This window comes from Streptomyces incanus (assembly GCF_042656345.1).
GTDB classification, from domain to species: Bacteria; Actinomycetota; Actinomycetes; order Streptomycetales; family Streptomycetaceae; genus Streptomyces; species Streptomyces incanus.
The window spans coordinates 69738-93158 of the sequence record NZ_JBHSPC010000011.1 but is presented as its reverse complement, the minus strand read 5'-3'; the positions used below and the strand labels follow the sequence as shown (position 1 = coordinate 93158).

Sequence of the window (23421 nt, the reverse complement as noted above, 5' to 3'; positions counted from 1 at the left end):
TGACGTGGTGAGTTCTGCATGATTCCATCCGTGACACACGCCACAGAACCGTCAGGTGATTGAAGCGAACCATCCTGTGGTCAGTACAGACTGGCGAGGAGAACCCATGACCACCACCTCGGAGCTCGAGGAACAGCGCAGAACCGAAGCCGGCGATCCGAGCATGGCGCGGCGAGCCGCCGTCGCCGGCGGTGTCGGCACCGTCATCGAGTACTACGACTTCAGCGTGTACGGCTTCCTCGCGCTGAGCTTGGCACCACTGTTCTTCCCCCAGCAGGATCCGGCCACAGCGACGTTGGCGGCGCTGGCCCTGTTCGCCTCGTCCTATGTGGTGCGGCCGATCGGCGGATGGTTCTTCGGCATCCTCGGCGACAAGCGGGGCCGGCGCTTCTCGCTCGTGGCCACCGTCCTGATCATGTCCGCCGCCTGCGTCGCCATGGGCCTGCTGCCCACGCACGCCGACATCGGTATCGCGGCGACGGTGGCGATCGTCCTGGTTCGTCTGGTGCAGGGATTCGCGGCCGGCGGCGAGATCGGCGGCGCGGCCACCTATGTCGCCGAGCTCGCGCCTCCCGGCCGCCGTGGCCTCTACGGCAGCTCGACCGCGATCGGGGCGACTCTCGGCTTCGCCGTGGCCGCGGCCGTGGTGGGAGCGGTCCGCCTCGGTTTCAGCCCCGAGCAGATGGCGTCCTGGGGCTGGCGGGTTCCGTTCCTGCTGTCGGCTGTCTTCGCCGTCCTGGCCCTGTGGGCGCGGCTGCGCATCGAGGACAGCCCGAAGTTCAAGGAACTCGAGGAGCGCCGCGACGGAGCGGCTGTGGAGAAGCGCCCGCTCATGTCCGTGATCCGGGACCACCCGGTCTCGGTCCTGCGCGTGCTCGGCCTCTCGATCGCCCTGAACGGAACCGTCTACATCGGGCTCACCTACTTCGGGATCTTCCTGCAGCTGAAGGGCAACGTCTCGCCCACCGCGGTTGCCTGGACCGCTGCCGCGGGCATCGCGCTCGCGGCCATGACCTACCCGTTGCCCGGCCTGCTCTCGGACAGGTTCGACCGAAAGCCCATCCTGGTCACCGCATACCTCGCGTTCATGGTGATCGCCTGGCCCGCTTTCCTCGTCCTGTCCCATACGAGCAGCCTGCTGGCGATCGGCCTCGTCTACTTCGTCTTCATGTTCTTCAGCGGATGGGTACAGGTGCCCACCTGGGCGCTGGTGGCCGAACTCTTCCCGACGAAGGTCCGCTTCACCGGCATCGCGCTGGGATACAACCTCGGGGCGATCGTTGCCGGCGGAACCGCGCCGTTCATCGCCGAGATCCTCGTGCAGAGCACCGGGTACGACACCAGCCCCGCGGGCTGGATCATCCTGGTCGCACTGATCGGTCTGCTCAGCGTCGCCTCGGTGGGACGGACCGCCACCAAGTCACTTCCACACCTCTGAACCTCCGAGAGGGAACCCATGGGCAACACCACGGCAGGGGACGGCGGCCAGAACCGCCACGTCGCACCATCCGACTCCGCCTTGGATCCCGAGGAGCGGATCGCCCGCTTCGTGGCGCACACCCGAGCCGCCGACCTCCCTGCGGATGTGCTCGACATCGCCCACCAGGTCCTGAGGACCGTGTGTGGTACCGCGGTCGCAGGAGCCGCGCAGGACGGGATCGCCGAACTCCGGCAGTTGGTCGTCACCCAAGGGGGGCGAGCGGAAGCCAGGTCCTTCGTGTACGGAGACCACCTGCCGGCCCAGAGCGCCGCGCTGCTCAACGGCTCCATGGCGCGTGCGCTGGACTACTGCGACACCATGGTGCCCGGACTTCACCTCGGGTCCTCGGTCGTGCCCGCGGCGCTCGCCGCCGCAGAGCTGCGTGGAGGCTGCACCGGGGCCGAACTCCTGGCCGCGCTGGCGGTTGGTCTCGAGGCAGGCGTGCGGTTCAACCTCACCGAGGAGCAGTACGGCGGGCTGGATCCGACGGGCGTCGCCGGCCTCATGGGAGCCACCGCCGCCGCGGCGCGGGCTGCCGGCCTCGACGCGGAGCAGACGCTGCACGCGTTGGCGCTCTCCTTCAACCGTTGTTCGGCGAGTTTTCAGAGCAACGTCGATGCGTCCTTGGCGGTGCGGCTCATCCAGGGATGGACTGCGGCCTCGGCTGTTCAGAGCGTGCAGTTCGCCCGGGCCGGACTGACCGGACCCCGTCACTTCATCGCCGGCCCGTTCGGGTATGCGCGACTGTACGCACGAGGCGAGCGCTCTCCGGAGTCTTTCGCCGACCAACTCGGGCGCCGCTACAACCTGGAGGGCATTTTCTTCAAGAAGTACCCGAGTTGCGGGCTCACCCAGGGAATCACCGAGTCGGCCCTCCTGGCGCTGAGCGACGACTCGGTGAACACGCAGGAGATCGAGCGGGTGGACATCTTCCTGCCCGACTTCGCCTTCAAGCTCATCGGCAAACCGTTCGAGGCCGGTACCAACCCGCGGGTCAATGCCCAGTTCAGCGCACAGTACTGCGCGGCGAACGCTCTGGAGCGGGGATCGGCGTCCCTCAGACACTTCGAACCCGAACAGGTCGCCGAGCTGAGCACATCCGCCATGCTCTCGCGGATCCACGTGCACTTCGATCCCGGACTCACCGGTCATTCGGCGTCGCGGTTCGAGATGCGCACCGCTGACGGAGGCCGGTGGGTCAGAACCCTCGAGATCGGTCCGGGATATCCGGGGAACCCGCTCACGCCCGAGGAGCACGCGCAAGGGTTCGACGACTGCGTGGGCTACGCGCCCTGGGGCCTGCGGCCGGAACAGGTGCAGGACCTGAAGAGAATGACCGCGGACCTCGCCGAGGTCCAAGGCATCCGTGATGTCGTATCCGCTCTGATCAGTTCAAGCGCAGTCCCACGGGCGGCTCGTGGGAGTCGTGCAGCGTGATCGAGGAAGAAGTCCGTGCGGGATCGCTCCCGCACGGACTTCTTGTCGTTGTGTCAGGTCGTGACGGGGCGGATCAGAGCCATCGAGGTCTGGTGCACCCCCGCCGCCGGCCCACCGCCCCGGGCATGCTCGGCACCGCCGACCACAAGACCCAGCACGCCGGTCACGACCGAGTCCTTCACACGGCCGCCTCAAGAGCGGCATGATCACCACAGAGGGGAAGCGGGGCGGGCTCCACGACCTGCCTAGACTGTTTCCCGAGCAAGAGAGACCGCGCATTCACGTATGTGAGACGGCCGTCTCGCATCGACAAGACTCCGGGAGGCCACCCCATGGGCGACGAGCTCGATGAGTTCTTTGTCGAGGAGGTCGAGGTGGGCGACGGGAAGAAGTCCAAGACGCTGAACCTGGGCAACAACCCGACAGTCCTTCTGGTGTGGGCCGCCAATCGTTTCAACCGGAGCTTCTCCCGGCACTACCAGAACGAGTTCGGCATCAGCGCGATGGAGTGGCGGATGCTGGTGATGCTCTGCAGGGAACCCGACGTCCCGGTGACCGCCGCCAGCCCCGCCGTGGGCTACGACAAGGGCGCGGTCAGCCGGTCCCTGAGCAAGCTCGCCAAGCTCGGCCTGGCGGAAGCCAAGGTCATCGGCAACAACCCCCGCAACCGACTGTGGCACCTCACGCCCGCGGGTTACGAACTCCACGACCGGATTCTCAGGTCGGCTCTGGAACGTCACAAGCAGGTGCTCGCCGGATTCACTCCCGAGGACGTGGAGAAGTTCAACGCCATGCTCAGACTCTTCGGCGAGAACGCCGAGAGCCTGCCGGAGTGACGACAAGCCGGGGCCGGCGCCTTGGGAAGGGCGCCGGCCCCGGCCGGAACGCTGTCTCAGGCGGGGCGTTCCCCCTCCTTGATCACTCCGAGTGGTGTCGACGCGACGGCCCCCGTGGTGTCGAGGATCGGGCCGATCCAGTCCATCGCCCGGGCTTGGTAGTTGTTGATCGCATGGGTCTGCGTCGCCATGAGATCCGTCAGATAACGCCCGAACGGTTGTGCGTTGTAGATGCCGGTACCGCCCGCGACGCGGTACAGCTCGGTGCCGTACCGGGCCGCGCGTGCGGGGATGTGCGCGGACTGGAAGCGGAACTCCTCCAGCCGCTCATCGCTGACCCTGGCGCCTCCGCCGGCCTCGGAGAGCATCGCGGCATAGTTGGCGTACAGCCGCCCCTTCGCCTCGGAGACGAAAGAGTAGGCCTCCGCCAACGCGAGTGTCGCGGCCGGGTCGATTCTGGTCCGGCGCTTGCTCCGGTTGAACTCCACCAGGGCGTCCGCCATGCCCTTCAGGGCGCCGAGCGCCGTCGGCGCCTGGGTGGCCCGTGAGAAGACCTGGAAGAAGGGGAGCTTGAACAGCAGACCCTTGTTGAGCGCCAAGCCCGGTGCGGTTCCTCGGTGCACCTCGGTCCAGGTGAGGCTCCGGTGGTCAGGAACGAACGCGTCCTCGACCACGATGTCGTTGCTGCCGGTGGCCCGCAGACCGGACACGTCCCAGTTGTGGATGATCTCGTAGTCCTCGCGCGGGAGCAGCAGCACGTGGCTGCCGACCGGCCCCGGTCCGGGGGTCGGTTCACCCTCGATGTTGGCCCCGAGCAGTGCCCAGTCGCAGTAGTCGCTGCCGGAGGAGAACGACCACCGCCCGGACAGGCGGTAGCCGCCCTCCACCCGCCTGGCCATCTGGGGTGCGTACGGCGAGCTGATCAGGGTGGTGGTGTCCGAGGACCAGACATCGGACTGTGCGCGGTCGTCGAAGAAACCCAGGTGGAAGTGGTGAATGCCGATCACGCCCAGGACCCACCCCACCGAAGGGTCGCCTTCGGCGAGGATGGAGGTCACTTCGAAGGACTCGATGGGAGTGAGTTCGTACCCCCCGTAGGCACGGGGCTGCAGCATCCGGAAGAAGCCGGCGCGCTGCATGTCCGCGATCGTCTCGGGCAGCAGCCGGTCGTGCCGGGCCTGCCGGGCCGCTCGCTCCTTGAGGACCGGGACCAGGTCCCGAGCACGCTGCACCATCGGCGAGGTGCTGAAGTCGCCCAGGAGAAACGCGTGGATCTCTCCGGTCGGTTCGACGTCGCCGGTCATCCGGTCGGGGCGCAGCGCGAGGAGCTCGGTCATGGGGCGTTCCTTTCCGCATTCGTGCAAGGCTGCTGTGGCAGATCCACTGACGGGACGTGTGAGGGGTTCACCCGGGCCCGGGCCGGGACGGCTGCTGATCGATGGGGACGTCGACCTCGAGGGCCCGGTCTCGCAGGGTGGCGTCTGCCTTCAGGAGGTGTTTGGCGACCTTCCCGGTCGGCGTGAGCGGCATGTTCCCGGTGAGAAGGACGTAGCGGGGCCGCTTGATCCGGGCCAGCCGAACGCCGCAGAAGTCCGCGACCTCCTGCTCGGTCAGGAGGGAGTCCTCACGGGGCGTGACCACCAGCAGGATGTCTTCGTCGCCCATCTCGGACGGCACTCCGACCGCGGCTGCCAGCACCACCTCCGGGTGTTCGGCGACCACCCGGTCGAGCTCGGCTCCGGAGACGTTCTCGCCCCGCCGGCGGATGATGTCCTTCTTCCGTGCGACGAAGTAGTACCAACCGTCCTGGTCCCGTCGCACCAGGTCGCCGGTTCTGAACCAGTCGCCTTCGAAGGCATCGGCGGTCTGCTCGGGTTCGCGGAAGTACCCCAGCATCACGATGGGCGTCCGTACCCAGAGCTCCCCGACCTCGCCGTCGGGCACGTCCGCACCGGCTTCGTCCACGATGCGGCACCGCGCCCACGGCCGTGCGGGATCAGGATGCCGGCAGAGCCGGCCCATGCTGCCCGGCCTGGCCTCCGCGTCGTAGGGCGTGCTCAGGATGCCCGGGATCTCGGTCATGCCGTACCCGCCCACCAGGTGGGGTACGTCGAACCGCTCCCGGAACGCTCGCGTGCTCGCCTGCCGGATCCCGTAGATCTTGCGCAGGCCGTGGTCGGGCACGTATTCGTCGCGAGGCCGATTGAGCAGGATCGCACTGATCGCCTCGATCATGTTGACCTGCGTCGCACCGAGCCGCTTGACCGCGGGCCAGAAGCCCGAAGCGGAGAAACGCGGCTCCAGCAGGAGCGTGGCACCGGCGGCGAGCGCTCCGGCCACGGAATAGAGCAGACCGTTGACGTGGAACAGCGGAAGGACGGTGAGCACCCGGTCGTGCGGCTGCAGGCGAACCCGCTCCACGAAGCTCTCTCCCGCGGCGATCACGCTCTGCTGGCTGTGCAGGACGCCCTTCGGGAATCCGGTGGTTCCCGAGGTGTAGATCATCACGCACGGAGCCTGCCGATCACCGCCGACCAGCTCGGTCGGCTCGGCGTCGAGGAGCTCGCCGCCGAGCCGCTGGATCCAGGCGGAGCTGTGGACGTCGTCGCGTGCGGCCTCGGCAACCGGTTCAGCGGCCTCGTCGCAGAGGATCGCCCGTGCACCCGACTGACGGAGCACGTAGGCCGCTTCCTCCACCTTGAAATCAGGGTTGACGGGCACGAACACCGCACCCAGTCCGGCGGCGGCCAGCAAGGCAAGGACATGCCAGTCGCTGTTGCGGCCCATGACGAGCACACGGTCCCCGGGCTCGATCCCCCGATGCCGGAGATGACCGGCCAGTCGGCGCGCCGCGTCGGTGGCCTCGGCCCACGTCCAGGAACGCTCACCGCACACCATCATCGGACGGCCCGGATCCACCGCGGCGCGACTCGCCACGAGGTCGGTCAGGGTGTCACTGTGCTTCCGGTAGAGACCAAGCACCTCGGCCGAGGTGTACCGGTCGCGCGCCGCATCAATCATGCGAAGTCTCCTGGGGATCCGAGTACGGGATGCCCTCCCTGGTGAGCTGCCAGATGGTGCGGGCGGAGGGTTCGGTGAACTCCTCCACCACATGGCCGAGCAGACCGCCGGCCCGGGACACCACGGCAAGTCCGCGACCGGCCCTCAGCGGGATCCCGATTTCCAGGAACAGCGCCGCGATGGCGCCCGTGGCATTGATGGTGAGGTGCCGCCCGCCCCGGGCCGTGTCGACCGCGCGGCTCAGTCTCTGCAGCAGGTCGACGTAGCGGCCGTTGATTCCGTCCTCCTCGGCCACCTGGAGGAGTCTGACCGCGCGTGGGTCGTCCGGCCTGTGCAGGCGGTGCCCGAATCCGGGCACCGGCCGCTTGGCACTCACGTACTCCGCTGCCACGCGCGTGCAGTAGGTGTCCGGGTCCTCGTCGCTCTCGAGGCCCTCGACCAGCAGCTGGGCGCAGCCCTCCATGGTTCCGGCGAACACCGGCCCCACCGTCAGCAGCCCGGCGGCGATCGCCACCTGCACGTCGTCCGGCACGCTGTCGGCCGCCAGCCTGGTGATGATCGACGTCGGGGTCCAGCCGTGCTCCATGAGCGTGACCAGGCAGGCGTCGAGCACCCGCGCTTCGGGCGGTGTGGGCATCCGGCCGACGGACAGGAAATAGATCATGTCCGTGAAGCTGTGCCGGCCGATCAGGTCCTCGCACAGGTCCTTCCCGCGGACGGTGATCGAGGTCGCGTCGGACGTCGCGATGTGGGTGCGGCTGCCGGTCACCGTGCGTGTCCTGACTCGGGTGCCGGCGCGGAGTCGACCAGCTCGTCGCGGTACTCGTCGAGCGCCGGTGCCGTGGTGCCGAAGCCCGCTCGCTCGCCGTTGATGCTCAGCGGCAGTCCGGTGAGCTTGAGCCGGTCGTCGGCGTTGTCCAGGATGATGTCCATGGCTTCGGTCTGGGGGTGCTCCAGCACCTGCGGGATCGAATGGATGGGTGCGCACGGCACGCCGGCGCGCTCCAGGCACGCGATCCAGTCGGCGACGGTGCTGCGGCCGACGAGTTCGGAGATGAGGGGCAGCAGCGTGGCCCTGTTCTCGTTGCGCGCGGCATTCGTGGCGAAGCGGGGGTCGTTCGCCCACTCGGGCTTCTCCAGGGCCGTGGCCAACTTGGCGAACAGGCGGTCGTTGCCCGCGGCGATGATGAACGGGCCGTCCGCTGCCTCGAACGCGCCGTAGGGAGTGAGCGAGTTGTGGCCGGTGCCGACCCGCGGTGGGATGATGCCCGTCGCCCCGTAGTCCGCGATGTGCCGTCCCGCCCAGCTGACGGCCGTCTCCAGCAGTGAGGTCCTCACCTCACTGCCGACCCCGGTGGCCTGGCGCTCCAGGACCGCGGCGAGCACGCCGATCACGGTCCACATGCCCGTTCCGAGGTCGACGACCGACGGACCCACCCGGGAGGGCGGGCCGCTCGGGTCGCCGTTGATGGCGATGAGGCCGGAGAAGGCCTGCAGCAGCGGTTCGTAGCCGGGACGGTTCGCCATCGGACCGGTGTGACCGAACGCCGACATCGAGCAGTAGATCAGCCGGGGGTTCACGGCCATGAGGGTCTCGGCGTCCGCCTTGAGTTTGTTCTCGACGCCCGGGCGCAGGTTGTGGATGAACACGTCGGCGTCGCGGACGAGATCGAGGAAGACCTTGTAGTCGGCCTCGTCGTCCAGCGACAGCACGGCGGACCGCTTGTTCCGGTTCATCATGTGGAAACTGACCGAACTGTCGCCCACGAACGGCGGGCCCCAGCCACGCGCGTCGTCCCCGCCGGGCTTCTCGATCTTGATGACGTCGGCGCCGAGGTCACCGAGAATCAGCGAGGCATAGGGGGCTGCCAGGTTCTGGCCCATCTCGACGACCTTCAGGCCCGGAAGTATTCCGAGCGGCTTGCCCGTTCCCTCGTTTTCCCGAACTCCCACAGCTTTCTCCTAGCGGCTTGGGCCCGGGCGCTGGAGAACCCGGCGCGGACCAATCAAGTTGTTGTGGTGTCAACAGCATCCTCGGGTCATCTTGTTGTGTTGTCAACAGCAATCTGGGGCGCTCCGTCGCCCGCTCGGATTCCGACACGGAATTCCGACGCGGAGAAGCGCCCCAGATGCTCGCGGCAGCGGCTACGGCTCAGCGGTCGGCCATCGACTCCTGCGGCTCTGTGGAGCGGTCGGTGAGGAAGAAGGCCGTCACCAGACTGATCAATGCCATTCCCATCAAGTACGGCGCGACCGCGATGACCGTGCCGAATCCCTGGGTCAGCGCCTCGGCGATCATCGGCGCGAAGGCTCCACCGAGGACGGCACCGACCGCGTAGGCGAGCGACGCCCCGGAGAGCCGGATCCTGGCCGGGAACATCTCCGCGAAGAGCGCCGACTGGGGGCCGTAGGTCAGGCCCAGCGGCACCGCGAGGGTCAGCAGGGCCACGCCGACGCCCAGCTCGGTGCCCTGACTGAGAAGCCAGAACTGCGGGAGGAGCAGCACGAACAGCATCGAGTAGCCGAACTTGTAGACGACCGGACGGCCGGAGCGGTCACTCCACCATGCGCCGACGTAGGTGAAAGCGATCCACACGGCGCTGGCCGCGAAGAGCAACATCAGCACGTGAGCGCGAGGAAGGTCATGGGCACTGGTCACGTAGGCCAGCGCGAAGCCGCCGACGATCATGTAGCCGGCGGCGATGTTGCCCACCATCGTGGCGGCGGCCTTCAGCACCTTGGTGCCGTGGGTGCTCAGCAGCTCGCGCAGGGGCGTCTTCGCCTTGGCCTTCGACTCCTCGAGTTCCGTGAAGACCGGTGACTCGGCGACCTGGGTCCGCACGTAATGCCCCACCAGGACGAGCACGACGGAGAAGAGGAACGGCAGGCGCCAGCCCCACGCGTCGAACGCCTCCTTGCCGAGCAGGGCGTTGAAGGTGCCCATCACGACGATGGCGAGCATCATCCCGAGCGGCACGCCCATCTGCGGGAAGGCTCCCATCCGCCCGCGGTGACCGGTTCTGGCGTGTTCCACGGCGAGCATGGCCGCGCCGCCCCACTCGCCACCGGCGGAGAGTCCTTGGAGGCACCGCAGGAGGATGAGCAGGATCGGGGCCGCGATTCCGATCGCCGCGGTCGTCGGCAGCAGGCCGACCAGCATGGTCGACAGGCCCATCAGTCCGAGCGTCAGCACAAGGACGATGCGACGGCCGAACCGGTCACCCAGATAGCCCGAGATGATGGCGCCGAGCGGCCGGAAGAAGAAGCTCACCCCCGCGGTCGCCAGGGCGGTGAGCTGGCTCCACTGGCCGAGCCCGCTGAAGAACAGGTCGCCGAAGAGTAGGGCCGCGACCTGGGCGTAGACCAGGAAGTCGTACCACTCGATGGTGGTACCCACCAGCGTGGCGTAGACCACCCGGCGGCGTTTCTTCCCCTCGCCCCCTGGAGCGTGGTCGGTCGCCAGGGCGACCGACGCTTTGGGTTCAGCAGTCTGATTCGCTCCCATGACGTCCTCTCTCGACTGGATACCGCTAAGGAAGTGCCGCACCCGAACCGACGATGAGCCGCGACACGAGAAGGCCCGTCCCGGGTATGGGAGAGCGCTGCTCAGCAAGGTGTTGAGTGATCAAGGGCACACGCTCTCCCCACCGCTCTTGACTTGTCAAGGGTCAGTTTGACAACTGCGGAAAAAGGGCCACCTGTCCGCGGCCGGGGTCGGCCGGGGACGGTCCGGTTCTCCGCAGGCCTCGTTCGCGGTCGGTCGGCGGGTCTCGGCGACCCCCCGGCCGGCGCGAACGTGCATGGATCAAGCCTTGTGGCTGTCTCGGCCACCCAGATCCGTTGACAAATCATCAAGCGTCGGGACAGACTCGGCCGCCTGTTGACGAAACAACAAGCGGTCGCTGCGGCCGCTGAGGGAGGGTGGAGACGGATGGCGGTGGTGGATCAGCGACCGACGGCCGCACGATGCCCCGTGACCAGCGGTTTCAGGCCGTTCGACCACGACGGCACCTACGATTTCTTCTCGATGGCCCGTCGCGAGGCGCCGGTGTTCTACAACGAGGAGACCGACTACTGGGTCGTCACGAAACGGGAGGACGTCCTCTCGGTGTTCAAGGACCCCGAGCGGTTCTCCGCCTCGAACGTCCTGGACTCGCTGGAGGGCTACCCCGAGGAACTGACCCGGTTCCTCGCCGACAACGACTTCACCGTCGAACCGGTGCAGTCCAACACGGACCGGCCCCGGCACACCCGGATCCGGCAGAGTGCCGGCCAGTTCCTCAACCCCAAGCGCTATCGCGAGTGCGAGCCGCGCATCCGTGCGCTGGTGCAGGAGTACGTGAACGGCCTGCGCGGCAAGGACGAAGTCGACATCGTCGCCGAGCTGACGCACGAGATGCCCGCGCGCGTGGTGTTCATGCTCCTCGGTGTCGACGACGTGGACCCTCTGATGATCAAGCGTTGGGCGCTCAACCGCGCCACGATGATCTGGGGCAAGCCGACCCGGCAGGAAATGATCGATGCCGGCCATGAGCTGAACGACTTCTTCCACTTCTGCAAGGAGATCGTCGAGGACCGCAAGCGGGCACCGCGCGACGACTACCCCAGCAAGCTGCTGGAACTTCGCGGAGGCGACGACTCGGTACTGACCGAGAACGAGATCGTCTGTCTGGTGTTCGCGTTGCTGCTGGCCGGTCATGAGGCCGTGACCAACGGTCTGACCATCAGCATCCTCACGCTGCTGGAAAACCGCGGGACCTGGGAGGAACTGGTCGCGGATCCCACACTGATCCCGCGTGCCGTCGAAGAAGTCCTCCGGCACAGCACCCCGGTCATGACCTGGCGGCGCAGGGCCCTCGAGGACGTCGAACTCAGCGGCGCGACCATCCCCGCGGGAGGCAAGGTCCTGCTGAGCCTGGCATCGGCGAATCACGACGAGGACCAGTACGAACGGCCGTCGGACTTCGACATCCACCGCGCCAACGCACGAGGTCACCTGTCCTTCGGATACGGCACCCACGTGTGCATGGGCGCCCCCCTGGCACGCATCGAAATGAAGATCGTGCTGGAAGAACTCATCAACGCCTTCCCCGGCATGGAGCTGGTGAAGGGACAACGACCCGCATGGACGAAGACGATGGCCCACCGCGGTCCACAGAGTCTGCTGGTCCGGCTCGGAGGTTCTGATCATGGCTGAGGTGACGTGGATCACCGCCGACGGCGAGCGCATCACCGCTGAGGTCGGCGACGGCGTCAGCCTGATGGAGGCGGCCGTGGCCAACGGCGTTCCCGGCATCGTCGGGGAATGCGGTGGCGGGATGATGTGTGCCACCTGCCATGTCTACGTCGAGTCCGACCACCGGACCGGCGAGCCCGGCCCGATCGAGGCCGACCTGCTGGACTTCGCCGACGCACCTCGGCGCGACGGCAGTCGCCTGAGCTGCCAGATCTCCGCCCGGCCCGAGCTTGACGGAATCACCGTCGAAGTACCGTCCACCTGGTGACGCCGCGCCATGACACACGGAACCGCGATCATCGGCGCCGGACAGGCCGGCCACACCACGGCCATGCACCTGCGCGCCGCAGGCTATGACGCGCCGATCACCCTGATCGGCGCCGAAGCCGCCGTCCCCTACCAGCGCCCCCCCTTGTCCAAGCGCTACTTGCTGCGAGAGATCGGGCAGGAGCACCTCACGCTGGGCACACCCGCCGGCCGCGCGAAGCCCGAGGTCGACCTGCGCACCGGCGAACGGGTGGCCCGGATCGACGTCGCCCAGCAGGTCGTGGTCCGGACGGACGGCAGCACTCTTCGCTACGACAACCTGGTCCTGGCGACCGGTGCGCGGGCCCGACGCCTGCCCGACTCGCTGGTCGACGGAGTTCAGGGCGTGCACGTGTTGCGCACGCTCGCCGACGCCGACGCCCTGTCCGGGGCACTCGACCGGGCGAAGTCGGTACTCGTTCTCGGTGGCGGCTTCATCGGTCTCGAGTTCGCCTCGGTGGCGGCCCGCCTCGGACGTCACGTCACCGTGGTCGAGCGTGACCGACTGCTCCAGCGAGTCGTCAGCGAGCAAGCTGCCGACCACCTCCGTTCGGAGCACCTGCGCGCCGGGGTCGAGGTCCTGGAAGGCCGCGCGCTCCAGTCGCTGGACGGCGAGAACGGCCGCGTGGTCGCCGGCGTGCTCACCGACGGGACCCGGATCGAGGCCGATCTCGTCCTGGTGGGGATCGGTGCCGAACCGGTCGCCGAACTCGCCGCGGGAGCCGGCATCACGGTCGACAACGGCATCACCGTCGACGAAATCGGCCGGACCAGCGCCCCGTCGGTGTACGCGGTGGGCGACTGCGCCAACTTCGCCTGGCAGGGCGGCAGACTCCGCCTGGAGTCGGTCCAGAACGCGGAGTACATGGCCAAGGCGGCGGCGGCCCACATCGCGGGTCGCGCGGTGCCCCCGCGGCCGGCGCCTTGGTTCTGGTCGGACCAGTACGACGTCCGGCTGCAGATCGTCGGCCTGACCGGCGACGGCGACGGCGTCATCAGGAGAACCACCGAGGACGGCGCGGGCTTCTCGCTGTGGCACTACCGCGGGGACCGCCTGATCGCCGTCGAGGCGCTGAACGACCCCGGCGCCTTCCTGACGGCCAGAAGGCTGCTGGACCGCGGAATCAGTCCCGCGCGTCACCACCTGGCGGACGAGAGTGTCAGCATCCGGGCCCTCGCCGCACAAGCACTGGGGAGGGCAACCTCATGATCGAATCGTTCGATCCGCCGTTGGCGGATTCCAACTCCGTCGTCAGTACCCTGCGTGTGCCGTTGGCGGCGCCGGTGCACCTGGACAAGGAGTGGTTCCACCACCTGCCGGGCCCCGCCTTCGGGCAGTTGAAGCTCGGCGCGTTCGACCACGACCTCACGGTGCAGGGCGTCTCGGAGCCCATCGGCACCCGCGTCATCGTCCACGGAACCGTGACCGACAGCGGTGGCATCCCGGTCAAGAACGCCCTGGTCGAGATCTGGCAGGCCAACGCCGCCGGGGGCTACCGCGACTCGATGGACGTGTCGGGCTTTCCGCTCGACGCCAACTTCCACGGCGCGGGCCGGTGCCTGACCGACAGCCGCGGCGCCTACCGCTTCGTGACGATCCGTCCGGGCCCGTACCCGGCGATGTTCAAGGACGGTGCCCGTGCTTGGCGGGCGTCCCACATCCACTTCTCCGTCCTGGGTGCCGGCTGCGCCGGCCGGCTCGTCACGCAGATGTACTTCGAGGGCGACCCGCTGATCCGCATGGACCGCATGATCAACGCCGTCCCGGACCGACGAGGCCAGGAGCGCCTGATCGCCCTGCTCGACGAGGAGAACTCCATCGCGGAGTCGTTCGGCCCCCGGCGGGCCCTGCCCACCGTCGACGGCAGCGGCGCGGTCATCCACCCACCCGAGCGAACCGACCCGGGTGCCCTGCTGACCAAGAACCCCTCGGCGCTGGCCTACCGGTTCGACATCGTGCTGCGCGGCTCGGCCGCGACCCCGTTCGAGTAGGGATGGCCATGATTCTCACGCCCGCACAGACCTGCGGTCCCCTGTTCGGCTTCGCCATGACCCCGCGGGGCATCACCCAGGCCGTCGCCGAGGACGATCCGGGCGCCGTCGTGATCGAGGGCATGGTCCTGGACGGTCAAGGGGACCACGTCGACTACGGCGCGTTCCTCGAGCTCTGGAGCCAGGAGCAGGCATGCCGTGTCCGCACCCTCGAGGGTCGCTTCCGCGCCGTCGTGAGGAAGCCGGAACCGGTGACGCTGCCCGACGGCAACCGGTTGGCGCCGCACCTGAGCATCTTCGTCTTCACGCGCGGCCTGGCAGGGCCGCTGGCGACGAAGGTGTACTTCCCCGACGAGGAGCGGGCCAACGGGTCCGACGCGATCCTGCGGCAGATCCCCGAGGCCAGGCGGCCCCTCCTGATCGCACAGCCCACGGACGTCGAGCGTCACCTGCGGTACGACATCAGGCTGCAGGGCGAGCGCGAGTCCGTCTTCTTCTCCATCGACTAGAGCACGAACGAGGCTGAACCATGGAAGAGAACCTCATTGTCGAGCGCCTGGGCCATGTGCTGGTGCTCACCCTCAACCGTCCCCGCAAGCTCAACGCCATGGACAGCGCGCTCTACGAGCGCCTGATCGAAGAACTGCGGGGAGCCGACCAGGACGACGAGATCCGTGCGGTGGTCGTCCGCGGGGCGGGGACGTCCTTCTGCACGGGCGCCGACACCGGTGAGTTCGCCGAGCTCACGCCCGACAACACCGAACGCGTCGAGTACCGCGCCGGACTCACCTACGGTCTGCACAAGACCATTCCCGAGATCTCCAAGCCGGTGATCGCCGCCCTTCACGGGTATGCCGTCGGCGGCGGCTGCGGGTTGGCCCTCGCCTGTGACATCACCATCGCGTCGGCCAACGTGCGCATGGGCTACCCCGAGATCAAGCACGGTCTTGTCGCGGCGGTGGTGATGGCCAACCTGACCAAGCAGCTCGGCCGCAAGGCGGGTTTCGAGCTGGTGGCCAGTGGGCGCCTGGTCGACGCCGAGGAAGCCGAGCGGATGGGCATGGTCACGCGCGTCGTCCCGGCGGGCGAGGAGTTCGCCGAGGCGCTGAAGATCGCCGAGAAACTGGCGGGACAGGTGCCCATGGCGCTCCAGGCCACCAAGCGGCTGTTCCACGCGGTCGCGGATCTCCCGCTGGCCGAGGGTCTCGTGCGGGGCCGTCAGGCGAACGAGGAGATGCGTGAGTACCGTGCCGAGGCGCTAAAGGAGTTCGGCGCCTCCGTCAAGGCCGTGAAGGCCGGCTGAGGACACTGATGACCGATCAGTCGAGCACCGGGCTCTCGGAGCCCCGCGCACACATCGTCAAGGACACGCTCCGGGTGAGCGACCTCGACTTCCAACGCCACATGGGCAACACCGCGTTCACCGAGATCCTCGCCAACGCGCGCTACGCGTTCATGAACGAGCAGGTGAGGCCGGCGGTGGGGTTCGAGCCAATCATCGCGCTGGTCCGGCTGGAGGTGGATTTCAAGGGGCAGGTCCACCACCCCGCGACGCTCACCACCGAGACCCGCCTCGACCGGGTCGGCCGCAGTTCGCTGGGACTCGCGCAGCGCATGCTGGTGGGCACGCGGCTGGTCGCGACGTCCCGAGCGGTCTTCGTGCTGACCGACCGTTCCAGCGGTGCGGCCACACCCTGGCCGGAGGAGATCCGCGCGTTGGCCACACCCCCCGAACGCGAAGCGAGTCACCCGTGAGCGGCGGCGCGGTGGATCCCGCCGCCTTCCGGCAGGCCCTCGGGCATCACCCCACGGGGGTGGCCCTGATATCCAGTACCCACGCGGACGGGGAGCCCGTCGGGTTGATCGTGGGCACGTTCACCTCCGTGTCCCTCGACCCGCCCCTGGTCGGCTTCCTGCCCACGCGGGACTCCGCGAGCTTCGCCGCGATCAGGAAAGCGGGGCGCTTCACCGTCAACATCCTCGCCCACGACCAGGAACACCTCTGCAGGGCGTTGTCCCGACCCGCGGACAGGCGGTTCGAGGGACTTCAGTGGTCGCCTTCCAGTAACGGTTCGCCGGTTCTCCCGGACGTGGTGTGCAGCATCGACTGCAGCCTCGAGGCCTGCACCCCGGCAGGAGACCACTACTTCGTGACCGGTTTGGTCGAAAGCCTGGAGATCCATCGTCCGGTCGCCCCGCTGCTGTTCTTCCAGGGCGGTTTCGGCGGATTCGTCCCGGGGTCCTTCGTCGCACCGAGTGATGCGATCGTGGCCGAGAGCGTGCAGACCGTGCAGTACATCCGCGACGGCATGCAGCGCCTCGCGCATGCGGCCCACGGGGAGGTGACCGCTTACGCCAAGGTCGCCGACCACGCGGTGGCCGTGGCGACGGTCGCCGGCCCGGATGTGCCGACGTCCACGATCCTCGGTTCGAAGTGGCCGCTCACGCCTCCTTTCGGCGAGGTGTTCCTGACCGGCGCTCCCGAGGCGGAGATAGAGCAGTGGATGAACAGGGCGAGGACCGCGGGCGAGGAGTTGCTGCGCATATCCCAGGAGCGTCTGGACCATGCGCATAAACACGGCTGGGCCGGGTCCTACGCCGGGGACACGAGAGACACGCTGCTCTTTCCCGCATTGACCGAGTACGGCGTGGACGGAGTCACGCCGGCGAAGCAACGCGAGATCCAGGCGATGCTCCAGGCCGCGGGGGAGGATCTCCGGCCGGTGGACCTCGAGCCGGAGAAGCAGTACGAGGGCGCAAGCCTGGTGGCCCCCATCCGCAACAGGCACGGACGATGCGAACTCATGCTCCGGCTGTGTCAGATTCCGCCGGTCTCCGGAGCCCGGATCGAGGTCCTGGCCGACGAACTGTGTCGCCTCACCCGAGAAGCCGAGAAGTCCGCCCAGCAGGCCTGAGCCCGTCGTCCCACCTGAGCGGTTCAGCCGGCCCGCTGGTCCCGGCTCCTTCCCCGTAGCCCCGCACGCCCCGTACGCGACGGGGGCCACCCGACGTGGGTGAGCCCCCGTGCGCGCCGTGTGCGTCCGGCGCGGGTCAGATCCGGCCGAAGCCGTAGTTCATGACCTTCTTGGCGTCCGTCTCGCGCTGGGCGGAGCCGGTCGAGGCGAGGACCGTGCCGATGACGGTCTTGCCGTTCTTCGTCGCGGCGAAGACCAGGCAGTACTTGGCCGTCGGGCCCGAGCCGGTCTTCACGCCGATCGCGCCGCTGTAGTTGTTCAGCAGCGTGTTGGTGTTGGTCCACGGCGCCATCGTGCGGGTGCTGCCCGTCTTCGTGACGGTCTTCGCCGTGTACGTCTTCGTCTTGACGATCGCGCGGAAGTTGGCGCTCTTCATCGCGCTGCTGGCGATCTTCGTCAGATCGCGCGGCGTGGAGTAGTTATTGCCCTTGCCGATGCCGTCGAACGAGTCGAAGTTGGTGTTCTTCAGCCCCAGCTTCTTCGCGTCGGCGTTCATCTTCCCGACGAAGGACTTCACACGGGCGGCCCGCGTCGAGCCCGTACCGAACTTGTCGGCCAGCGCGTACGCCGCGTCGCAGCCGGACGGCAGCATCAGCCCGTACAGCAGCTGACGCACGGTCACCTTGTCGCCCACGATCAGGCGCGCGGAGGACGCGTTGTTCGCCACGATGTAGTCGCTGTAGGCCATCTGAATGGTGACCTTGGCGTCGAGGTTCAGGTTCTTCTGCGCGAGCACGACCTTCGCGGTCATGACCTTCGTCGTGGAACCGGTCGAAAGGCGGGTGTCCGCGGCCTTGGTGTAGAGCGACTTGCCGTTCGCGTCGTTCATCACGAAGCCGCCCTTGGCGGCGATCGTGGGTGCGGCGGCGGCCTGCGCGGGCGCCGCGTAGAGGGCGCCGGAGGCCAGCACGGCGCCGGTGGTCACGGCGACACCGACGGCTCTGCGGACCCGGATGCCCTGAATCCCGATGTTCAAGTGAGGTACCCCGATTGCGTTGAATGCCCTATTGCTGCGGCCGAGTTGAGGTGCGGCCGGGAGCGGTCGCACGAGTCTGACACTTGGGTGGCGCGGATGGTTGTGCGCCGGGGCGGGGGCAATTTCCCGGTCCGGGGTCCCGGTCCGCGCGACAGCGCGGCGCGGTCGGTCCGGATGATGGACGAACGCGTCCATGCGTACGTGTTGTATCTATCCTGTCGGCATGAGTCCGGCTCCCGTGAAGCAACCCCCCGCCGCCGAGCGCGTCTACGCCCACGTCAAGCAGGGTGTCCTCGAACGCCGTTACGAGGGCGGCACGCTGCTGACCGAGGGGGAGCTGGCCGACGCCGCCGGGGTCTCGCGCACACCGGTGCGCGAGGCGCTGCTGCGGCTGGAGGCCGAGGGGCTGATCCGGCTCTACCCGAAGAAGGGCGCCCTCGTCCTGCCCGTCTCCGCGCAGGAGATCGCCGACGTCGTCGAGACCCGGCTGCTCGTCGAGGAGCACGCGGTGCGCAAGGCCGTCCCCGCGCCCCCCGGGCTCATCGAGCGCCTGGAGGCGTTGCTCGCCCGGCAGAGGGAACAGGCCGCCGCGGGCGACTTCGCCGCCGCGTCCGTCACCGACCGCTGCTTCCACGCGGAGATCGTCCGCAGCGGCGGCAACGAGATCCTCTCCCGCCTCTACGACCAGCTCCGCGACCGACAGCTGCGGATGGGAGTCGCCGTCATGTACTCGCATCCCGACCGCATCGCCAAGACCCTCTCCGAGCACCAGGAGATCCTCGAGGCGCTGCGCTCGGGGGACCCGGAGGCGGCCGCCGGGGTCGTCAACCGGCACGTGGGCTGGTTCTCCCACCTGGCCCGGGGAGAAGTGCGATGACCGGCGCGAGTCCCCTGCCCGGGGATCCTCCGGGCGGGCGGCGTGCCCTGGTGGTGTGGGGGATCGGCGTCTCGGTCTACTTCGTCGCCGTCACCTTCCGTACGTCCCTGGGCGTGGCCGGCCTCGACGCGGCCGACCGCTTCGGCGTCAACGCCTCCGCCCTGTCCACCTTCTCCATCCTCCAGTTGCTGGTCTACGCGGGCATGCAGATACCCGTCGGCCTGCTCGTCGACCGGCTCGGCACCAAGAAGGTTCTGGGCATCGGCGCCGTGCTGTTCACCATCGGGCAGCTCGGCTTCGCCCTCTCCCCGTCGTACGGCATGGCGCTCGCCTCCCGCGCCCTGCTCGGCTGCGGGGACGCCATGACGTTCATCAGCGTGCTGCGGCTGGGCAGCCGGTGGTTCCCGGCCCGGCGCGGGCCGCTGATCGGGCAGCTCGCCGGGCTGGCCGGCATGGCGGGCAACCTCGTCTCCACCCTGGTCCTGGCCCGACTGCTGCACGGCATCGGCTGGACGGCGGCCTTCGCGGGCAGCGCGCTCGCCGGTGTCGTGGTGTTCGTCCTGCTCCTGCTGTTCCTGAAGGACCACCCCGAGGGGCAGGAACCGGACCCCGTCCGGCACCAGGGCGCCGCCTACGTGCGCCGGCAGGTCGCCGCCTCCTGGCGCGAACCGGGGACCCGGCTCGGGATGTGGGTGCACTTCACCACGCAGTTCCCGGCGATGGTGTTCCTGCTGCTGTGGGGCATGCCGTTCCTCGTCGAGGCGCAGGGGCTGGACCGGGCCACCGCCGGTGAGCTGCTCACCCTCGTGGTGCTGTCCAACATGGTCTTCGGGCTCGTCTACGGCCAGCTCATCGCCCGGCAGCACGGCGCGCGGCTGCCGCTGGTCCTCGGGACCGTGGGGGTGACGGCTCTGCTGTGGGCGGCCACGCTGGCCTACCCGGGCGAGACGGCCCCGATGTGGCTGCTGGTGGTGCTGTGCACGGTGCTGGGTGCCTGCGGTCCGGCCTCGATGATCGGCTTCGACTTCTCCCGCCCGGTGAACCCGCCGGAGCGGCAGGGCACGGCGTCCGGCATCACCAACATGGGTGGCTTCATCGCGTCCATGACCACCCTGTTCGCCGTCGGCGTGCTGCTGGACGCCACCGGCGGGGACTACGGCGTCGCCTTCGCCGCCGTCTTCGTCCTCCAGGCCCTCGGGCTCACCCAGATCCTGCGGCTGCGCGGGCAGGCGGCGCGCAGGGAGCGGGAACGGCTGGTCGTCAGCCGGGTGGAGAGCGTGCACGTGCCGGTGTGAGCCGGCCGGTGCCGGGGCCGGTTCCGGTGCAAGGGGTGCGTGGGCGGGCGCCGGGGCCCGGGTGCCGTCCAGGGGCGCCCGGCGCCCCGCTCCCGTCGGTCCTACCGCGTCACCGCGAAGTGCCGCAGGATCGCCGCCGCCAGGTCCGGGTCGCCCTCCGTCTTCACCCGGTCCGACACCGCGTCCGGTGTCACCCGGCCGCACGCCAGGCGGACGTACGTCTCCCAGTCGAGGCCGAGCGTGACGGCCGGGCCGAGCGCCGGGGCGGTCTCCAGTGTGCCCCGGCCCTGGATGTCGACGCGGATGGTGCGCAGGAACTCCACGGGCCCGTGGACGTCGATGACCACGGCCGAGCTGCGCGGTGCCTGAGCCTTCTCGGCGACCACCCGCGGCAGCTCCGCGAGCAGCACGTCCCGGGCGACGTGCGCGCCGGGGGAGTCGAGGTTGCCGGGGCGGCCGAGAGCCACGCGCAGGTCCTGCTCATGCGCCCACACGGCGAACGCGTGCCGGCGCATGGACTCCTCCAGCGTGAGTTCCGAGCCGAGCGGGCCGCGCACCGTCCGGCCCGGCTCACGCGACTCGTTCCGCAGCTGGCGGTTGCGGCGGATGATCGTGTACTCCAGCTCGGAGGTCATCTCCGGCGCCGTGTGGTGGCGGCGCACGTCGACCTGCATCTCCATGTAGCGCTGCTGGTCGTTGGTGACGTGGAACAGGTCGCGCGGCAGTGTGTGGATCGGGCGCGGGTCGCCCAGCATCTCGCAGTCCAGACCGATGACATGGGAGACCACATCGCGGACCGACCACCCCGGGCACGGCGTCCGCCGGTTCCAGTCGGCCTCCACGAGCGGCTGCACCAGCTCGGATATCGCCTCGACGGACTGGTTCCAGGCGTCGGCGTAGGGCTGGAGGGTGGGATGCAGACTCACGGAACGGGACCCCTCGGCGGTCGGTACACGGGCAGGTTGTGGCGGCGGTGCCAGTGGGCGGTGGCTGCGCTCGGCGGGCGTCTCGGGACTCCCCCGGTTCTCGGCTACGCTCGAACCGGGAGGGCCCCCAAGTTACGCTGCTGCGAGGCACCCCGGCAGTGCTTTCGTGTGACGATCGTAGGCCGTGCCGACGAGTCGAATGCCAGGACGGTGGTATTGTGCGCGCTTCGTTGCTCCAAGTCGCCATGAACGAGGGTGAATCGGTCGAATCCCGTCGGCGCAGGGTCGCCGCTCTGGTGCGGGAACAGGCCGGAGCCGACCTCGTCGTCCTGCCGGAACTGTGGACGACCGGCGCGTTCGCCTACGAGGACTTCGCGCGCGAGGCGGAGCCTCTCGACGGGCCGACCCTCGAGGCGATGGCCGCGGCCGCGCGCGACGCCGGTGTATGGCTGCACGCGGGCTCCATCCCGGAGCGGGCTGCCGCCGACGGCGGCTCCGCCACGGGCGACGGGCCGCTCTACAACACTTCGCTCGTCCTCTCCCCCGCCGGTGACCTGGCCGCCGTGTACCGCAAGATCCACCGCTTCGGCTTCGACAAGGGCGAGGCCGTACTGATGAGCGCGGGCGACGCGCTGGTGACGGTGCCGCTGCCGCACACCACGCTCGGTGTCGCGACCTGCTACGACCTCCGCTTCCCCGAACTCTTCCGCGGTCTTGTCGACGCCGGTGCCGAGACGTTCGTCGTCCCGGCGGGCTGGCCGGACCGCCGCCGGTCCCACTGGACGCTCCTGGCGCAGGCGCGGGCCGTGGAGAACCAGGCGTACGTCCTCGCGTGCGGAACGGCCGGAACCCACGCCGGAGTTCCGCAGGCGGGTCACTCGATCGTGGTCGATCCGTGGGGAGAGGTCCTGGCGGAGGCCGGCCCCGGAGAGCAGGTCCTCACGGTGGACTTCGACCCGGCGACGGTGGCGAAGACCCGCGATCGGTTCCCGGCCCTCAAGGACCGCGTCCTCGGCCTGGACCGCCCGCACCCCTGAGCCTTCGCCCCGAGACGCGGCCCCGGGGCAGGCCCTAGCCCTCCCGCTCCTTCTCCGCCAGGTGGATCACGCACACCGCCACCGCGATCAGCAGCGCCGGGTCCGCGTCGTCCCGTACGACGTCGACGCCGTACGTCTCCCGGATGTGCCGCCAGCGCCGTGAGATCACGGCGAGCAGCTCACCGTCGTACTCCACGGCGAACTCACGGTCGAGGATCTTGCCGCTGACGTCCAGTTCGGTGCCGTCGGCCAGGGTGACCCGGTAGTGGTTGCGCAGCAGGGACAGCCGCTTGCGCCGGATCGCCGCCAGCGCCTCGCCGTCCCGTTCGATCACCATGGTGTCGCGCAGGGCGAACATCTTCTTGCGGATGTCGATGAGCACGCGGCCCCGGACGTCCTTCAGTTCGAAGGTGTCCCGCAGCCGCAGGGCCTTGCCGTCGACGAGGAAGACCTTGTTGCCCTGGTCGTCCTCGATCCAGTAGTCGTCACCGATGCCGAGGAGCCGGTCGCGTACGAGGAATCTCATGCCATCACGGGTGCCCCGCCGCCCGCCTCCCGACGCCGTCACTAGGCCGATTGTCGGCATGCGGCGCACCCGGCGCATGCGGTGTACATGGCACATGCGGTGTATGGGGCACACACGGTGTACAAGGCACGCACGGCGCGCACCGGTGGTGCTCGCTCAGACCCCGTATCCGTCGCTGTAGCCGTCGCGGCTGTGCGGGCGGGTGTCGTCGATGACCGGTGTGGCCGGCGGAACGACGACGCGCCTGCGCCGGGCGATGCTGCTGAAGGTCGCCACGCCGATCAGCCCGACGATCATGAAGATGACGCCGACCAGGTTCAGGTTGACTCCCTGCATGTCCCAGTCGGTCGCGAAGGTGAGGATCGCCCCTACGGCGATCAGGATGATGCACCCGCCGAGTCCCATGAGTGCCGCCTTCCTCTCCGGTTCTTCCGGTTCTTCCCCGGTCCTTCCGGTTGCCTCCGGGTACCCGGGCAGTCATCACTCATGCGTCGGGGGGGG

The 23421-nt window shown here is 68.9% G+C and carries 23 protein-coding genes; 14 read left to right on the top strand and 9 right to left on the bottom strand.

Annotation, left to right across the window (positions count from 1 at the left end):
* The first annotated feature begins 106 nt into the window (after positions 1 to 106).
* The 3 genes from ACFP2V_RS03250 to ACFP2V_RS03240 all read left to right on the top strand — a co-directional run bounded on the left by ACFP2V_RS03250 (position 107) and on the right by ACFP2V_RS03240 (position 3753).
* Positions 107 to 1438, top strand: coding sequence for an MFS transporter (locus ACFP2V_RS03250; RefSeq protein ID WP_381204984.1), 1332 nt, complete (start codon positions 107 to 109; stop codon positions 1436 to 1438).
* An 18-nt stretch (positions 1439 to 1456) separates the two neighbouring features.
* Positions 1457 to 2917 (top strand): MmgE/PrpD family protein, encoded by a 1461-nt coding sequence (locus ACFP2V_RS03245; RefSeq protein ID WP_381204982.1) that lies wholly within the window; start codon positions 1457 to 1459, stop codon positions 2915 to 2917.
* Positions 2918 to 3249: 332 nt separating this feature from the next.
* The gene (locus ACFP2V_RS03240) at positions 3250 to 3753 is read left to right on the top strand and encodes a MarR family winged helix-turn-helix transcriptional regulator (RefSeq protein WP_381204980.1); all 504 of its coding nucleotides are present in this window, start codon (positions 3250 to 3252) and stop codon (positions 3751 to 3753) included.
* A gap of 56 nt (positions 3754 to 3809) precedes the next feature.
* Here the strand turns inward: ACFP2V_RS03240 and ACFP2V_RS03235 are convergent, their stop codons facing one another.
* The 5 genes from ACFP2V_RS03235 to ACFP2V_RS03215 form a co-directional block, all read right to left on the bottom strand.
* Positions 3810 to 5090 (bottom strand): acyl-CoA dehydrogenase family protein, encoded by a 1281-nt coding sequence (locus ACFP2V_RS03235; RefSeq protein WP_381204977.1) that lies wholly within the window; start codon positions 5088 to 5090, stop codon positions 3810 to 3812.
* Between the two features lie 67 nt (positions 5091 to 5157).
* Positions 5158 to 6774, bottom strand: a complete 1617-nt coding sequence (locus ACFP2V_RS03230; protein WP_381204975.1) for a class I adenylate-forming enzyme family protein — start codon at positions 6772 to 6774, stop codon at positions 5158 to 5160.
* Positions 6767 to 7543, bottom strand: coding sequence for a citryl-CoA lyase (locus ACFP2V_RS03225; RefSeq protein ID WP_381204973.1), 777 nt, complete (start codon positions 7541 to 7543; stop codon positions 6767 to 6769). Before ACFP2V_RS03225 ends, ACFP2V_RS03230 begins: the two co-directional genes overlap by 8 nt.
* Positions 7540 to 8727 carry a CaiB/BaiF CoA transferase family protein gene (locus ACFP2V_RS03220; RefSeq protein ID WP_381204971.1) on the bottom strand — a complete coding sequence of 396 codons (1188 nt, stop codon included), beginning with the start codon at positions 8725 to 8727 and terminating at the stop codon, positions 7540 to 7542. The genes ACFP2V_RS03225 and ACFP2V_RS03220 overlap by 4 nt, the downstream gene beginning before the upstream one ends.
* Positions 8728 to 8926: 199 nt before the next feature.
* On the bottom strand, positions 8927 to 10279 hold the full coding sequence (locus ACFP2V_RS03215; protein WP_381204969.1) for an MFS transporter: 1353 nt from the start codon (positions 10277 to 10279) through the stop codon (positions 8927 to 8929).
* A gap of 468 nt (positions 10280 to 10747) precedes the next feature.
* Between ACFP2V_RS03215 and ACFP2V_RS03210 the strand changes: the two genes are divergently transcribed.
* Genes ACFP2V_RS03210 through ACFP2V_RS03175 form a run of 8 tightly spaced genes read left to right on the top strand, consistent with a single transcriptional unit; the run spans position 10748 to position 17223 of the window.
* Complete coding sequence (locus ACFP2V_RS03210) at positions 10748 to 11971, top strand: cytochrome P450 (RefSeq protein ID WP_381204967.1); 1224 nt, start codon at positions 10748 to 10750, stop codon at positions 11969 to 11971.
* Complete coding sequence (locus ACFP2V_RS03205) at positions 11964 to 12278, top strand: 2Fe-2S iron-sulfur cluster-binding protein (protein ID WP_381204965.1); 315 nt, start codon at positions 11964 to 11966, stop codon at positions 12276 to 12278. The genes ACFP2V_RS03210 and ACFP2V_RS03205 overlap by 8 nt, the downstream gene beginning before the upstream one ends.
* A gap of 9 nt (positions 12279 to 12287) precedes the next feature.
* A complete protein-coding gene (locus tag ACFP2V_RS03200) occupies positions 12288 to 13526 on the top strand; it encodes an NAD(P)/FAD-dependent oxidoreductase (RefSeq protein ID WP_381204963.1) in 1239 nt (412 codons plus the stop codon).
* Positions 13523 to 14308, top strand: coding sequence for a dioxygenase family protein (locus ACFP2V_RS03195; RefSeq protein WP_381204961.1), 786 nt, complete (start codon positions 13523 to 13525; stop codon positions 14306 to 14308). Before ACFP2V_RS03200 ends, ACFP2V_RS03195 begins: the two co-directional genes overlap by 4 nt.
* Positions 14309 to 14316: 8 nt before the next feature.
* Positions 14317 to 14817, top strand: a complete 501-nt coding sequence (locus tag ACFP2V_RS03190) for a peptidase associated/transthyretin-like domain-containing protein (RefSeq protein WP_381204959.1) — start codon at positions 14317 to 14319, stop codon at positions 14815 to 14817.
* 20 nt (positions 14818 to 14837) lie between these two features.
* Positions 14838 to 15611, top strand: coding sequence for an enoyl-CoA hydratase/isomerase family protein (locus tag ACFP2V_RS03185; RefSeq protein WP_381204957.1), 774 nt, complete (start codon positions 14838 to 14840; stop codon positions 15609 to 15611).
* Between the two features lie 8 nt (positions 15612 to 15619).
* A complete protein-coding gene (locus tag ACFP2V_RS03180) occupies positions 15620 to 16063 on the top strand; it encodes an acyl-CoA thioesterase (RefSeq protein ID WP_381204955.1) in 444 nt (147 codons plus the stop codon).
* A complete protein-coding gene (locus ACFP2V_RS03175; RefSeq protein ID WP_381204953.1) occupies positions 16060 to 17223 on the top strand; it encodes a flavin reductase family protein in 1164 nt (387 codons plus the stop codon). Before ACFP2V_RS03180 ends, ACFP2V_RS03175 begins: the two co-directional genes overlap by 4 nt.
* Positions 17224 to 17359: 136 nt before the next feature.
* Here the strand turns inward: ACFP2V_RS03175 and ACFP2V_RS03170 are convergent, their stop codons facing one another.
* Positions 17360 to 18259 carry a D-alanyl-D-alanine carboxypeptidase family protein gene (locus tag ACFP2V_RS03170; RefSeq protein ID WP_381204951.1) on the bottom strand — a complete coding sequence of 300 codons (900 nt, stop codon included), beginning with the start codon at positions 18257 to 18259 and terminating at the stop codon, positions 17360 to 17362.
* 223 nt (positions 18260 to 18482) lie between these two features.
* Between ACFP2V_RS03170 and ACFP2V_RS03165 the strand changes: the two genes are divergently transcribed.
* Both ACFP2V_RS03165 and ACFP2V_RS03160 read left to right on the top strand, forming a co-directional pair.
* Positions 18483 to 19136 (top strand): GntR family transcriptional regulator, encoded by a 654-nt coding sequence (locus tag ACFP2V_RS03165; RefSeq protein WP_381204949.1) that lies wholly within the window; start codon positions 18483 to 18485, stop codon positions 19134 to 19136.
* Entirely contained in the window at positions 19133 to 20431 is a 1299-nt protein-coding gene (locus tag ACFP2V_RS03160) for an MFS transporter (RefSeq protein WP_381204946.1), read from the top strand. Before ACFP2V_RS03165 ends, ACFP2V_RS03160 begins: the two co-directional genes overlap by 4 nt.
* A gap of 101 nt (positions 20432 to 20532) precedes the next feature.
* On the opposite strand, the gene ACFP2V_RS03155 is transcribed toward ACFP2V_RS03160, so the two are convergent.
* On the bottom strand, positions 20533 to 21357 hold the full coding sequence (locus tag ACFP2V_RS03155; protein ID WP_381204945.1) for a maleylpyruvate isomerase family mycothiol-dependent enzyme: 825 nt from the start codon (positions 21355 to 21357) through the stop codon (positions 20533 to 20535).
* Positions 21358 to 21575: 218 nt separating this feature from the next.
* On the opposite strand from ACFP2V_RS03155, the gene ACFP2V_RS03150 reads away from it, so the two are divergent.
* Entirely contained in the window at positions 21576 to 22394 is an 819-nt protein-coding gene (locus ACFP2V_RS03150; protein ID WP_381204943.1) for a carbon-nitrogen family hydrolase, read from the top strand.
* Positions 22395 to 22428: 34 nt separating this feature from the next.
* Here ACFP2V_RS03150 and ACFP2V_RS03145 read toward each other — a convergent pair whose 3' ends face one another.
* Entirely contained in the window at positions 22429 to 22920 is a 492-nt protein-coding gene (locus tag ACFP2V_RS03145; RefSeq protein WP_381204941.1) for an LURP-one-related/scramblase family protein, read from the bottom strand.
* A 156-nt stretch (positions 22921 to 23076) separates the two neighbouring features.
* Positions 23077 to 23325 carry a DUF6458 family protein gene (locus ACFP2V_RS03140; protein WP_381204939.1) on the bottom strand — a complete coding sequence of 83 codons (249 nt, stop codon included), beginning with the start codon at positions 23323 to 23325 and terminating at the stop codon, positions 23077 to 23079.
* Positions 23326 to 23421: the final 96 nt, after the last annotated feature.